At 40.3% G+C, this 14,613-nt stretch carries 12 protein-coding genes; 4 read left to right on the top strand and 8 right to left on the bottom strand.

All coding sequences use genetic code 11. The features are described from left to right. Position 1: 1 nt before the first annotated feature. Positions 2 to 1,438 (bottom strand): MBOAT family O-acyltransferase, encoded by a 1,437-nt coding sequence (locus tag BLR84_RS25790; RefSeq protein ID WP_090473148.1) that lies wholly within the window; start codon positions 1,436 to 1,438, stop codon positions 2 to 4. A 612-nt stretch (positions 1,439 to 2,050) separates the two neighbouring features. Between BLR84_RS25790 and BLR84_RS30300 the strand changes: the two genes are divergently transcribed. Together BLR84_RS30300 and BLR84_RS30305 are read left to right on the top strand one after the other, a co-directional pair. After that, positions 2,051 to 2,215 (top strand): hypothetical protein, encoded by a 165-nt coding sequence (locus tag BLR84_RS30300; RefSeq protein ID WP_218128488.1) that lies wholly within the window; start codon positions 2,051 to 2,053, stop codon positions 2,213 to 2,215. Positions 2,216 to 2,232: 17 nt separating this feature from the next. Beyond that, complete coding sequence (locus BLR84_RS30305) at positions 2,233 to 2,757, top strand: phytochrome family protein (RefSeq protein WP_218128490.1); 525 nt, start codon at positions 2,233 to 2,235, stop codon at positions 2,755 to 2,757. Positions 2,758 to 2,812: 55 nt separating this feature from the next. On the opposite strand, the gene BLR84_RS25800 is transcribed toward BLR84_RS30305, so the two are convergent. Together BLR84_RS25800 and BLR84_RS25805 are read right to left on the bottom strand one after the other, a co-directional pair. After that, the gene (locus BLR84_RS25800) at positions 2,813 to 3,340 is read right to left on the bottom strand and encodes an adenine phosphoribosyltransferase (RefSeq protein WP_090473149.1); all 528 of its coding nucleotides are present in this window, start codon (positions 3,338 to 3,340) and stop codon (positions 2,813 to 2,815) included. Beyond that, positions 3,337 to 4,203, bottom strand: a complete 867-nt coding sequence (locus tag BLR84_RS25805) for a ComEA family DNA-binding protein (RefSeq protein WP_090473150.1) — start codon at positions 4,201 to 4,203, stop codon at positions 3,337 to 3,339. The genes BLR84_RS25800 and BLR84_RS25805 overlap by 4 nt, the downstream gene beginning before the upstream one ends. 80 nt (positions 4,204 to 4,283) lie before the next feature. Here BLR84_RS25805 and BLR84_RS25810 point away from each other — a divergent pair, with 80 nt between their 5' ends. Further along, the gene (locus BLR84_RS25810) at positions 4,284 to 6,038 is read left to right on the top strand and encodes a lysophospholipid acyltransferase family protein (RefSeq protein WP_090473151.1); all 1,755 of its coding nucleotides are present in this window, start codon (positions 4,284 to 4,286) and stop codon (positions 6,036 to 6,038) included. A gap of 395 nt (positions 6,039 to 6,433) precedes the next feature. Then, positions 6,434 to 7,837, top strand: a complete 1,404-nt coding sequence (locus BLR84_RS25820; protein WP_090473153.1) for an APC family permease — start codon at positions 6,434 to 6,436, stop codon at positions 7,835 to 7,837. Between the two features lie 164 nt (positions 7,838 to 8,001). Here BLR84_RS25820 and BLR84_RS25825 read toward each other — a convergent pair whose 3' ends face one another. The 5 genes from BLR84_RS25825 to BLR84_RS25845 form a co-directional block, all read right to left on the bottom strand. After that, positions 8,002 to 11,253 (bottom strand): TonB-dependent receptor, encoded by a 3,252-nt coding sequence (locus BLR84_RS25825; RefSeq protein ID WP_090473154.1) that lies wholly within the window; start codon positions 11,251 to 11,253, stop codon positions 8,002 to 8,004. Positions 11,254 to 11,355: 102 nt separating this feature from the next. Then, positions 11,356 to 11,898, bottom strand: coding sequence for an Mpo1 family 2-hydroxy fatty acid dioxygenase (locus BLR84_RS25830; RefSeq protein ID WP_090473155.1), 543 nt, complete (start codon positions 11,896 to 11,898; stop codon positions 11,356 to 11,358). 163 nt (positions 11,899 to 12,061) lie between these two features. Beyond that, entirely contained in the window at positions 12,062 to 13,627 is a 1,566-nt protein-coding gene (gene rny / locus BLR84_RS25835; protein WP_090473156.1) for a ribonuclease Y, read from the bottom strand. A gap of 231 nt (positions 13,628 to 13,858) precedes the next feature. Next, the gene (locus BLR84_RS25840; protein WP_090473157.1) at positions 13,859 to 14,149 is read right to left on the bottom strand and encodes a cell division protein ZapA; all 291 of its coding nucleotides are present in this window, start codon (positions 14,147 to 14,149) and stop codon (positions 13,859 to 13,861) included. A gap of 20 nt (positions 14,150 to 14,169) precedes the next feature. Further along, positions 14,170 to 14,460 (bottom strand): hypothetical protein, encoded by a 291-nt coding sequence (locus BLR84_RS25845; protein ID WP_090473158.1) that lies wholly within the window; start codon positions 14,458 to 14,460, stop codon positions 14,170 to 14,172. Between the last annotated feature and the right edge of the window lie 153 nt (positions 14,461 to 14,613).

The raw sequence follows: 14,613 nt of genomic DNA on the forward strand, positions 1-14,613 counted from the left end.
GTTAAAATTGAAAATAAATGAACTGCTGCTCTGAACCCGCAAAATACCATATGCCAAATACAAGGGCGTAATAAAATGACCACCTCACAAATTTTGGAAAAGCAATTTTAGGACTCCCTAAAGCATATTGATGTTCGCGGCCTATCCATTCAACCATTAAAAAGAGACAAATAAGTAGTATAAACGGGTTGTTTAACTGGCTTGGATAGGTAAAAAAGGGGCTTGAAAACATTTCGGTAATGTATTTAATAGCATCCCCTACGCTTACAGCCCTGAAAAATATCCAGGCAAAAACCGTAAGACTAAAGGTGATTAATATCCCTGCAAAATCCCTGGCGCTGGATAACAGTTTTCCCTTCGCTACAATTTCAAGGTTAGTCCTATTTTTATTTAAGATAAGCAGGGGCAAAAAATAAATCGCATTTAAACCGCCCCATATAATATAGGTCCAATTTGCGCCATGCCAGAAACCACTCACCAGGAATATGATAAATGTGTTCCTGACCTTCATCCATATCCCTCCTTTACTGCCGCCCAAGGGGATATACAAATAATCTTTAAACCATGATGAAAGTGAAATATGCCAGCGTCGCCAAAACTCTGCTATATCACGCGAAAAATAAGGGAAGGCAAAGTTTCTTAAAAGCTCAATGCCAAACAGCCGGGCTACCCCCAGGGCAATGTCTGAATAGCCAGAAAAATCGCAATAGATTTGAAAGGCGAAGAAAACAGCCCCTATAATATGATCACTACCCGAAAAATGCGAAGAATTGTTAAATATCAAATTTACATAATGCGAACACTGATCGGCAATAACTATCTTTTTAAATAATCCCCATAAAATTTGCCTTAACCCATCAATTGCTTTGGTGTAGTCAAAAAAACGTTTCTTTTTAATCTGGGGTAAAAGATGGGTAGCACGTTCGATTGGGCCCGCTACCAGCAGCGGAAAAAAACTAACAAACACAGAGTAGTCAATAAAACTTTTTTCGGGTTTAATGCGCCCTTTATAAATATCTATCACGTATGATAAACCATGGAAGGTGTAAAAGGAAATGCCTATCGGCAGGATCACTTTAATTATCCAGGGATCTACCTTAAAACCAAACTGGGCGGCAGCTTCGGCAAAAGAGACCGAGAAAAAATTGTAATACTTAAAGAAAGCCAGAAAACCAAGATTTAGGGATATACTGATCCAGAGCCACATTATTTTATATTTAATATTGAGGGCTTCGGCTATTTTTATCCCGGTAAAGTAATCAAGTAATGTTGAAAAGATCAGCAGGAATAAAAACCTGTAGTCCCAGCTGGCATAAAAAAAATAGCTTGCAACAAGCAAGAGTATATTTTGGGCCTTTAAACTCCTATTAGTAACAAACCAGTACAGTATAAAAACCACCGGCAAAAAAAGCGCAAAGCTTATTGAATTAAACAACATACTAATAAAGTAAAGGTAATTTATATAGCTTTTTATATCTCCTTCAACCTATCTCGTTTCACATAAACCGGTTAAAAGTAAAGTAATGATCGCGACTATAAAATGACGCACATCACGAATATTGATAATTGGGGGATTTAGCATAGTAACTAAAGCCGCCCAATATCCTTAGCGAATGATTTTAAAACAACAAAAAATGTAAACAGGATTGTTACAGCTCCATTTCATTATGATTTAAGTAATAATTTTATTCTTTATAGTTTAATATAATCAACGCGACCAAAATGAACAATTTATAAATGAAGGGATTCAAAAGAACGGTTACAATCCTAAAACGAGGCGAAGCTTTCAATTTAGAACTCTTTTTTGACTTGTCTCCCAACCTGTTTTGCGTAACCAGAGTATGACGGGTATTTTAAAAAGATCAACCAAATAGTTTCTAACATTGGGGTACACCAATGCAAAATTGTACTCCAGGTCGATTAGTTCATTTATTCATCCGGCAGATACGGATATTACCGCGAAAATATTTAAAAAAACATCTCTCTTTTAAATTTCGAAAACGGGTATGTATCCAAAGAAGGTGAAATAGTTTGGCTTTCCTGAATCTCGATGCCCGTTGATAGCAGGCAAATAGTGTTTGCTATCGTGAAAAACGTTATCCATAAGAAGAAACTTGAGGAGGACAGAAATACCTTGCTTGCCAATTTAACAAAGATCAACAGGGATCTTAAACAATTAACGGATACCACCTCAGATGGCCGGTCAGTAACTTAATATCGGTTTTTCATTTGTTGGATGTATATAAAATTGAGGATGAGGAAACACTTGAATTTATAGGCTTGCTGAAATCGGCCACAGAAAATCTGAAGGATACTTTAAACAGGTATGTGGACGATTTGACTCAAAAAGACATATTAAGTGTCCACATAGAAGAACTTGATTTAAATGATTGCTTCCAGATAGTAAAACGATCGTTAAGCACATTAATATCTAACTCCAAAACAATTATTAATGCTGATCTTTCTGAAATAAAAAAGGTCAAATTTAACAGAGCCTACTTAGAAAACATATTACTCAACCTGATCACCAAATACGTAAAAACGGGTTGTATTCCTGTTATCACCATATATTCGAAACAAGTAAACGGCGTTAATCAGTTAATATCCAAGGACGAGGGTTTGGGTTTTGATATAGATAAAGTAAAAGACAAAATATTTAGACTTACTCAAAAATTTCACGAGCATTCAGATAGTAAAGGCATTGGCTTGTACCTGGTTCATAACCATGTTATCAGTTTAGGCGGTTATATAAAGTAAATGAAGGAACAATGTTTGTTATTTCATTTAAAGATTAATAACCGTCTTCCAATTCCTAATACTCGGCTAATACTACTAACGTGTCGCTAATCGGTATTATACGCTCGCGACCTTTTAAAAAGCCAAGCTCTACTACAAAAGAGAAACCGGCTATTTCGCAGCCCATTTCTTTGATCAGTTCGCTCGCGGCTGTAACAGTACCACCGGTTGCCAGCAAGTCATCATGGATCAATACGTGCTGTCCGGCTTCAAAAGCATCTATATGACATTCGATTATAGCAGTGCCATACTCCAGCTTATAGGCCTTCTGTTTAATGGTAAATGGCAGCTTGCCTGCCTTGCGTATCGGCACAAAAGGTACCCCCAGTTTAGTGGCCAGCGTGAGTCCGAATAAGAATCCCCGACTTTCAATTCCAGCTACCACATCTATCCGTTTCCCTTTTAATTGTTCAACAAAGGCGGTAACAATGTTATCGCACAAAACAGGATCTTTTAGTATAGGGGTTATATCTTTAAAAATGATTCCCGGCTTGGGAAAATCAGGAATATCACGAATGGCAGATTTTATTTGCTGGGTTATCATTTGAAAGTTAAATATGGCTCAATTTTACGTAAAATTCCGTCATCAAGTATGGCAATATTTTTCATATCCTCAATTGAGGTATAATCGCCATGCTGGTTGTGGTATTCCAATATGGCGTTGGCCTGTTTAAAGCTCAAATATGGAAATCGCCTGAGTTCATTCAAAGAGGCCGCGTTCACGTTCATTTTGGTAATATGTTTATTATCTACTGTGACGCCGCTTTTTATTTCGGTGTATTTAGCTTCATCAATACCGAACACTTCTTTTAATTGCTCTTTATTATAAAAACCACCCACACGTTCCCGGTACCTGATAATGCGTATGGCAAACGCAGGCCCTATACCCCTGATACGGGTTAACTTGGCTGAATCAGCGCTATTTACTTCAATTACTTCGCCTGGTGCAGCTTTTTCGGTATGATGATAGATCTCCGGGATATTGATATAAGGTTCCAGACGCTGATAGTCGGCATCGGTAATAGAATATATCTTTTTCACATCGGCCTTGGTATAAAACCGACCGCCTTTGGCCTCATAATTTTTAATCACTTTGATCTGACGCTCGCTTAAGCCTAGTTTTTGCCAGCCGGCATCTGATAATTCATTCGGGTTGAAGGTAAATAATTTGGCATTAGCTACTTTCGACTCATTGGCCCAGGAGTTACCCGCCAGGCTTACCTTTTTACCTTTACTAAGCAGGGCAACGGCCTTATCAAACTCATTAAAATTTATTATATTATCTTTGCGGAACATTTGATAAGCATAAGGCGCTGCTAAAACCAATGCTATTAAAATAATAAGCACTACCATTCCGTTCCATTCTTTTTTGGTTACAGACAGGTAGTTTTTAAAATATGCCTTCATTTACAGCGTTTATCGATTGTTAAAATAAATAAATTTTCAGGATATTTATAAGTTAATTAAAACACCCCTTTTTATAAAAAATGAAAGTAATAACCACCGAAGAGTTTGCCAAAGCCACCAAACTGGATAAGTTGAAAATGCCGGGCCTGGCCGCTTTATTGATGGAGCTCATGAAAATTAACCAGGTCAATGAACTTTTTGCGCAGGCCCAACCAAAAGAAGGTCCCGAATTTGTTGACGCCATTTTAGAGGGTTGCGGAATTGATATTGAATTTGACGAACGCGAGTTACGAAACATACCTAAAACCGGTGCCTTTGTTGCCATTGCCAATCACCCCTACGGTGGCATTGAAGGTATGGTACTTTTAAAAATATTATGCATGGTAAGGCCCGATGCTAAATTGATGGCCAACTTCCTGCTCAAAAAGATCCCCAACCTAAGTGATTATTTTATAGCGGTTAACCCGTTTGAAAATGTAGAACATTCATCCAGCATCAGCGGCTTAAAAAACACACTTGAACTCTTAAATAATGGTACCCCTATCGGTATTTTTCCGGCAGGCGAAGTGTCTACCTTTAAAGTTGAACAAAAGCAGGTAACCGATCGTCTGTGGCACCCGGTTGTAGGTAAAATCATAGCCAAAGCGAAAGTGCCTGTAGTACCCATTTATTTTCATGGCAATAACGGCCTGCTGTTTAATTTGCTTAGCCTGATACATCCTGCGCTTCGTACAGCCAAATTGCCGTCTGAATTATTTAACAAACATGGTCATACGATTAAACTGCGTATAGGTAAGCCTATTAATGTAGAGGATATTCCCGATCATAACAACAGCGCCAAATTGCTTAACTTTTTACGTGCCCGTACCTACGCCCTCGGCACCGGACTGGAGGAAGAGAAAAAGTTATTCAGCCCGCGTAACCTGTTTAAAATAAAGCGCTTGCCCGAAGCTGTGGCCCCCGAAATAGATTCGGCTATACTGGATAAAGAAATAGAGCCCCTGCGCGAAAATTACAAGGTATGGACAGAGAAGAACTACGAGGTATTTATAGCCCCTACTTCTGTTATCCCAAATGTTATACGCGAGGTTGGCCGCCTGCGCGAGATCACTTTCCGAGAGGTGGGTGAAGGCACCAACAAGGCCATTGACCTTGATGAATATGATATTTACTATCACCACCTCTTTATCTGGGACTTTGAAGCCAAAATGATCGTAGGCGCTTACCGGATAGGTTTAGGCGACGAGATCTTTTACAGCGTTGGTAAAAATGGTTTTTATATTACCGAGCTGTTTAAACTTAAAACCCAGTTTACCCCAGTGCTTCGCAAGAGCCTGGAACTGGGCCGCTCCTGGATCCGTAAGGAGTATCAGACCAAACCTCTTCCCCTATTTTTACTGTGGAAAGGCATTCTCAAATTCCTCATCGATAACCCAAGATACCGTTACCTTATCGGACCGGTAAGTATCAGTAATTCATTCTCCAAATTCTCCAAATCGCTTATTGTTGATTACATTAACCGCAACCATTTTGATCATGAAATGGCGCAGTATGTAAAACCACGCAAGAAATTCAAAGTCGACTTTGCCAAAATAGATACCGACCTGCTGATGGCCGGCGAAGATACCTTCAAAGGGCTTGACAACCTGATATCGGAGGTGGAAACCCGCAATATGAAAGTTCCGGTGTTGCTGCGTCAATACATCGCGCTTAATGCCAAAATCATCAGTTTTAATATCGACCCGAAATTTGCCGATTGCCTGGATGGTTTCCTGGTGCTCGACCTGGAGAAAGTACCCCAGGATATTTTGGAAAAACTGGGTAAAAATCTGTAGTCAACCAATGGCTTAATGACAGCTCAAACCTTTTTAAACCTTAAATTTTAACACTTTTTTAGTCAAAAACAGGGTAAAAACGCTTGCTTTTTAGCCATTTTAACAAAGTTTTAACGCCGTTTTAACACTTTTTAACAAATTTTTGATGGGTTTTGAAAGGTTTAAAAAGTATTAAATATTTGATTATCAAATAACTAAACACAAAATAGTCGTTTTTTGGCTTCTTTTGTTCTTTAACCAAACAGCCCGGCTCTCCTTTATTTAGGGGCCGGGCTGTTTGCTGATATAAAGATACGAAATATTTGGCTGAATTGGAATTTACCGGGTTCGCTTCTCCGCAGGGGCTTTTTGTTTGAAATTGAATATATTGCAAGTAACAACCTCAATCCTGCACCATGAATGAAAACCAGGCCGGCAAGCACACCGAAACTCCCCAGCTAAAACAGGTACTGAGTCTGCCTACCGGAATTTTATTGGTAGCCGGTATCATGATCGGTTCGGGCGTATTCAAGAAGATCGTGCCGATGTCGCAGGCACTGCATAGCGAAACTTATATTTTACTGGCCTGGATCATTGGGGGCGTTATCACCATGTTTGGCGCTTTTACCTATGCGGGACTGGCCACCATGACCACGCAAACAGGCGGCGTATATGAATACCTGCGGTTGATCTATGGTGATTTTATCGCCTTCCTTTTCGGCTGGACCATCTTTACCATTGTTGGCAGCGGTGCTGTGGCGGCACTCTCCTTTGTATTTGCGCAATCTGTCAATACCCTGCTGCCCTTGCCCGAGTTTTTATCATCCTTTAAAAATATAAGTATCGGCGATTCTATTTTTCCCTTTGCCGACTCGGGCATCAAACTACTGGCGGTACTTACTATTATCGTGTTAACCTGGGTAAATTATAAAGGTGTAAGTAAGGCCGGGGCTTTAAATAACATAGTCACCTCGGCCAAAATACTGGGAATCCTGCTACTTATTATTGCGGGCTTCCTGTACAGTGGTCACCCGGTTGTTGTTAAAGGCGCCGAAGCGGTTCAACCTCCTACCGGGGCCGCTTTATTCAGCGGTTTGTTTGGCGCCATGCTCAGCGCGTTGTGGGCCTACGATGGATGGGCGAATATCACCTTTGTAACCGGCGAGATCAAAAATCCCAAACGAAACATTCCACTGGCCATTGTTGGCGGTGTAGGCATCGCCATGACTTTATATGTATTGCTCAATTATGCCTACATGAAAGTTTTGCCTGTATCGCAGCTGGCCCTACTGGGCAGTAATAAAATAGCGGCGGCCGAAATAGCGGGTATCATCATGGGTAAGCCGGGTGTTATCATTATCGCTGTATTGATCATGACCTGCACCTTTGGCGCATTAAATGGCTGCATTATCTCCTACCCCCGGGTTTATTTTCGGATGGCGCAGGAAAAGGTCTTCTTTAAAAAAGCGGCTCTTATACATCCTGATTACCGCACCCCGCACATCTCCCTGCTTTACTCCGCCATCTGGAGCATCATACTGGTATGTAGCGGCACCTTCGACCAGATCACCAACCTGGTTATTTTTGCTTCCTACGCTTTTTTCGCCCTGGCAACCTGGGGTTTGATCCGGATGAAAATAAAAGGCGTCATCAAATCAAAAGTTATCGGTTACCCGGTGATCCCCGTTATTATTATATTATTTTGTATCGCGCTTACCATCAATACCATTATCACACAACCACTGGCATCCATGATGGGCCTGCTGCTCATTTTAAGCGGCGCACCGTTTTATTTGTATTTTAAGAAGAAGTTAGTCTGAATCAGAATTTACAGAATTAAAGGATTTTCAGAATTAAGTTGAACTTTTATTTTGCGAATTCTTTAATTCTGTAAATTCTGATTCAGACAGCCATAAAAACAAAACACCCTGCCATTTTACCGGCAGGGTGTTTATTTATTGTTTTAGTTGAGTTTTGTTCGGTATTACCAGCTATAACGGATACCAAACTGCATTTGCCAGCGTGATGCAAACAAATCAACAGAATACGGTACTCCTGGATTGCTAAAATTGTAAGTTGGGTATGAGGCAACATTACCATCTTTAACAAAAGTAGGGCCACCAGCTGCTCCCGGTAATTTGCTCACCGGCGTTAAACCCACACTTGCTGAAGAGTTGAATGTATTGGCTGAGAAATAATACTGGCCCCATTTTTTATTCAGTAAGTTGGTCAGGTTGATGATGTCATAAGTAAATGTGATCATCTGTTTGTGTTTACCGTTACCAAATTTAAAGTCCTGCGTAAAACGGAAGTCTAATTGATTATTCCATGGAGTAAATGCAGCATTACGCTCAGTAAACTGACCACGGCGTGAACTTAAGTATTTATCAGCATCAATAAACGCATCAAATTCGGCTACTTGTTGTGCGGCGGTTTTTACCACTACACCATTTTTTACCTGATCAACAATAAACTTAGACGTTTCGCCTTTGTTAGGGATGTAAGCTAAACTTAATTGCTGACCTGTTCCGTCGATAGCACTCGGGTAGGTATCATAAGTATATGGGTTACCGCTTTGCGCGCTAAAGAAGAAGGTAAAGTTGGCTGTATAGTTGTGACCTGCATCCCAATCGTGCTTGAAGTTTAGGTTTGATACGATACGGTTACGGATATCAAAGTTTGAGTTTGCCAGGCCGGGGTTGTTAGGATTTAAAGCCTGATTTAACTGCCAGTTTGACTCCATGGAGTTACGGATACCGTTGGTAACATCTTTTGAATGACCGTAGGTATAAGCAACCGAAACATTTAAAGCATTCTTTGGATCAAATTGAGTGAATTTAGATGCCTGTGCAGTTAAGCTGTAACGGTAGCCCTGGCTGGTGTTTGATAGTAAGTAAGCATTAGTATATAAAGGGTTAATACCTTTATTTATAAATATTGGCTGTAGGTGTTGGGTATCATACGGATAATAAGTAACCTGATCGGTAGTATTTACCTGTTGGAACTTTAAATCATGAATAACTTTGGTATAAATACCTTCGCCGGTAAATTTCCACTGATCATCAGTAGTATAGTCAACAGCCAGGCTGCTTCTCCAAACCTGTGGCATTTTAAAGTTATTATCAATCAAATCCACTTGTGTAGAAGCACTCGGAGTAAAGCTTGGCACTTTAGGTACACCTACAGCAGGAGATTTGTTATCATAAGCACCATAAGTGTTACCATTATTGTAAAATGAGTAACCAAACCATGCAAACGGAACACGACCGGTAAAGAAGCCGCTACCACCACGTACAATAACGCTTTGATCGCCAAGTGCATCATAATTAAATGCTACGCGTGGGTTCCACTCTATATTACCCAGGTAGTTTTGTTTGATATCCTTAGGTTTGGTATAAGTAAAGGTAGTACCATAGTTCGGGTCAACCGGAGCGTTTGTTGTTTTATCGCTCAATGGTTGTTTGTTTGGTACATCTGCATAGTCAGCACGTAAGGCTATGGTCAATTTGAAATTATCAGTTAACTGAATTTCGTCCTGGCCATATAAACTCAACAGGTTAACTTTAAACTGAGCTGATGGATTAGCTAAAATATAATCACGACTGTTATTGGTATAATTACCGTTATAACGTACACGGCTTGGCTGCTGAGCAAGGAAATTATCAATACTGCTATAAGCTGTACGACCATTCCATGAGTTTACGAAGTTATAAGTGATATTATAAAACTCATTGTGGGTACCAAAAGTGAAAGTGTGTTTACCTTTAGTCCAAGTTAAGTTATCCGTAAACTCAGCAGTTTTCTGGTGCATATCAAAAATAGCGGCCTCACGGTCGGTACCCATGAAAATGGTGGTACCCGGAGTACGGCCAGTAATTTCAATCTGTGGTAATGACGGATCTGAATTAGGATCACGGTAATCATGTACGTTTGAATAACCTAATACCAAGCTATTGCTCAAACTGTTAGAGAACCTTGATTTTAACTCGGCAACTGTTGAGGTGGAGTTATTATGTGAGGTATAATCGATACCGCTAAAACGGAAGTTTTGCTGATCGCGCTCTAAGTTGGTTGCTTTTGAAATAATGGTATTGTTACGGATGGTTAACTGGTTATGATCATCGATATTCCAGTCCAAACGGTTAAAGAACTTATTTGAGTTGGAGAAGATAGTAGTATTATCAGCTGTTCCTGGACCTACACCATAATACTTTCTGAAGGCACTATCGAGTTTTTGTGCGTCAGTCCTACTCAGAATTTTAGATGACCCAGCGGTACCTGCAGCTGCGATCACAGGATCCTGTCTGCGGGCAATCTCTTCGTTGGTAAAGAAGAACAATTTGTTTTTGATGATCGGGAAACCTAAACGGATACCTGCTTGATAATCATGAAAATCAGATAGTTTTGAACCATCACCACCAGAAGCGGCTTTAGCATTGTTTGGGCCAACCATAAATGAGCCACGACCAAATCCATATACCGAACCAGTAAAATCATTGGTACCGCTGCGGGTTACGGCGTTGATACTACCACCCAGTACGTTACCAATTTTAATATCATAAGGAGCAACCAATACCTGAATATCCTGTATCGCATCTAATGATACCGGGCTGGTACGGGTACTGCTACCTACTTGTCCTGATGCGTTGTTCTGACCACCTAATGATGGGCTAAAACCAATCGCGTCGTTGTTGATAGCACCATCCAGCGTTACGTTATTGTAACGGTAGTTGGTACCCTGGAATGAGTTATTATTACTTTGAGGTGTGTTCCTGGTCAAATCCTGCAAGCTGCGGTTGATAGAAGGCGCAGTACGGATTTGATTTTGGTTGATGCGGGTACTTGCACCGGTTTTGGTACCACCTGCAGTAGCTCTAACTTTTACTTCTTTTAGAGTTGTTGTTTCGTCGGCAAGGGCAAAATTAAAGTTAGTACTACCCAAACTCAGGGTAATATCTGTTCTTTCATCTTTTTTAAACCCGACAAAAGAGGCCGATATAGTATAGGGGCCACCCGGGTTTACGTTAGTGATAGTGAAACGACCATCAGAGTTAGTCTGGGCGCCGTAACGTGTTCCTGTACCGGTGTTTAGTACAGTTACAGTTACGCCAGGCAGGGTAACGCCCTTTTGGTCGGTAACTTTTCCGCTTATTACAGAGGTTGTAATTTGCGCCTTGGCAACATTAGCAACCCCTATAATCAGCACTGATAAAAGGATAAAGTAAAGCTTTTTCATTTGTGTGTTTTTAAAACACAAAGGTTCAGCTACAATATTAACAACATGTTAACAGAGGATTATATTTAATCCTTTTTGTTAACATTAAGTAAAAGTTGTTTATCAATACTTAACAGATAACTTTTTAAGCACCAGATGAAGCAGGTAGATAGGACCGATGAGCAAAAATTTAATATCATCTAAAAATGATGGCTTTTTACCTTCAATTTTATGCCCGATAAATTGCCCAATCCAGGATATAAAGAAGATGATTAGTGAAACCAGCCATAAAGCAGGTCCACCGGCCTGGTGCCAATGCTCCAGCTGAATAATGCCATAACTAAAGCCAAATAATATCAGCAGCATAATGTATGACAACACCGGCGAAAGTTTAAGATAATAGTAAATACTAAAGGCAATTAAAAAAGAAGCCCAGTTAAACACACCATTATAAGTACCCAGGAATTTTAAGTATGGAAAAGGGATAGACCAAACCAATCCCAGCAAGCTGAACACAATAAGCGGGATACAGATAAAATGGATAGCCTCGTTGGTTTTATTATGATGACTTTCGGCGTATTTGGCAAAATAAACATCAACCGGGCGGATAGGATTAGCATCGCCGGCACTATGTTGTGGTGTATTTGATATATTATTGGAGGCCATAATTTAATCTAATATATGGAGAAAAGAATCAAGAGTCAAGAATCAAGAGCCAAGACCAGGAATAAAAAAGAAGCAAGAGTCAAGAAACAAGAATCAAGACTGGAGAAAAAAAAGAGTCAGAACCCTTTGGATCCTGACTCTTAATTCTTGACTCTCTCTTTGCCTACTTAGCAAACGCTACCGAGCGGGTTTCCCTGATCACGGTAACTTTGATCTGACCCGGATAGGTCATTTCGGTTTGGATACGGTTGGAGATATCTGCTGCCAGTACTTCAGACTGCGCATCGCTTATCTTTTCGCTTTCCACCACTACACGCAGCTCGCGACCGGCCTGAATAGCGAATGTTTTTTCGACACCAGGGTATGAAAGGGCTAATTCTTCCAGCTCTTTTAAACGTTTGATGTAGCTTTCAACCACCTCTCGGCGTGCTCCCGGACGTGCGCCGGATATAGCATCACAAGCCTGGATGATAGGCGATAACATCGAGGTCATCTCAATTTCATCGTGGTGAGCACCTATGGCGTTACAAACTTCAGGATGTTCTTTATATTTTTCGGCCAGTTGCATACCCAAAATAGCGTGTGGCAGTTCCGGGTTATCATCAGGTACTTTACCAATATCATGTAACAGACCAGCTCGTTTAGCCATTTTAACATTCAGGCCCAATTCTGCAGCCATCGTAGCGCAGAAGTTAGCTACCTCACGTGAGTGCTGTAACAGGTTTTGCCCGTATGATGAACGGTAACGCATACGGCCAACCATACGGATCAGCTCCGGATGCAAACCATGAATACCCAGGTCGATCACCGTGCGTTCGCCTATTTCTACTATTTCTTCTTCAATTTGTTTTTTGGTTTTGGCAACCACCTCTTCAATACGGGCCGGGTGTATACGACCATCCGTTACCAGGCGATGCATGGCCAAACGGGCAATCTCGCGCCTTACCGGGTCAAAGCCCGAAAGTATGATGGCCTCCGGAGTATCATCAACAATGATCTCGATACCGGTTGCTGCTTCCAGCGCACGGATATTCCTACCCTCACGACCGATGATACGACCTTTGATCTCGTCATTTTCGATGTTAAATATCGAAACCGTATTTTCAATAGCGCTTTCGGTAGCGGTACGCTGTATAGTTTGGATAACTATCTTTTTAGCTTCTTTGGTAGCGGTCAGTTTAGCCTCGTCAACAATGTCCTTAATCTGGATCATGGCTTTGGTACGGGCCTCTTCACGCAGAGTATCCACTAACTGGTTACGGGCATCATCGGCAGATAAGCCAGCTATGGTTTCCAGTTGTTGTACGTGCGAGTTTTTCAGCACTTCCACTTCTTCCTGTTTTTTAACAACAATTTCTGTTTGTTTCTCCAGGTTTTTACGGGTGTTATCCAGTTCGCTTTCCTTGCGGTTCATGTTTTCCAGGCGCTGGTTTAACGACTGTTCTTTTTGTTTAACACCGTTTTCGCGCTGGTTGATATTGTTATTTTTAGTATTTACTTCCTGCTCATGCTCAGCCTTCATTTGTAAAAACTTCTCTTTGGCTTCCAGCAGTTTATTTTTCTTCAGGATCTCGGCATTGTTTTCTGCATCCTTCAGTATCTTTTTCACTTTGTTCTGCGCCGATGTTTCCTGGTCTTTAAAAAGCTTCCGTAACAGGAAGCGGCCAATGACGATGCCGACAATGGCACCAACAAGCAGCCCGATAATAATGTATAATAATACGTCCATCTTCTTTTAGGGTGTAAGGTTATATAAATAAAAAAACCGCAACTAACTCTTAAGTATCATGTATTTAAAAACTTCATTTCGGATATTGGGACCATGGTTACGTTAGTATAAATAGCAACGCATGCCTCTTTGATCCGCTTAATATTGAAGCGTTAAGTTTTTAATAGTGAAACCTAAAATTTAACTGCGGTTAAATCTTAATTGTGCTCTGTATGTATGTAAGAACGTTAATTACTTCGAGAAAAATTCAGACAGCAAATGATCTAATTGATAAACCTTTTCGGCAATATCGGTATCTTCAACGGTAACCTTCTTCTCGGCTTTTAATGATGATGTAGCATAATGCAACACCGCCATCGAAAGCAGATCCTGCTTATCTCTTACCGCGTAGTTTTCCTGATATTCCTTTATCCGGTCATTGATCAGTTTAGCCGCCCTGCGTATTATTTCTTCCTCCTCCATGTTTACCTTTAATGGGTAAACTCTGTCAGCAATATTTATTTTTATTGAGATTTCTCCCATTGAGCTTTTCACTTTTTGTATTATTTCTTCAATAATACAATACACTTATCTATTTCCTGCACAAAGTCGTTAATTTTTTGCTTTATGTCAAGACTTTTCTCATTTGTTTCTGAAAATGATTTTGCCAGCTTCAATACACGAAGCTTTTCTTCCAGCTCTTTTGTCTTGTTTTTGCTGGCATCCAAAGCTACGGTTAAAGCCTCACTTTCCAGTTTTAACAGATCATTTTCCTCCTGTAAGGCAGCGCAAAGCTCAATTAACCGTTCGGTTTTATCTACAATTTTATTTAACTGTTCTGCTACTGAGGCCATGTATCTGTTAAACTCTAAATCCTAATTTCTAAATCCTAAATAAAATTTCTAAATCCTAATTTCTAAACTCTAAATAAAAATACGTCACTCATTTCTTTAAATCCTTTATACAAACCTTGTTTTTAGGATCTAGAGTTTAGAATTTAGGGCTTA

The sequence above is a fragment of the Mucilaginibacter sp. OK268 genome, assembly GCF_900103125.1.
Classification (GTDB): domain Bacteria; phylum Bacteroidota; class Bacteroidia; order Sphingobacteriales; family Sphingobacteriaceae; genus Mucilaginibacter.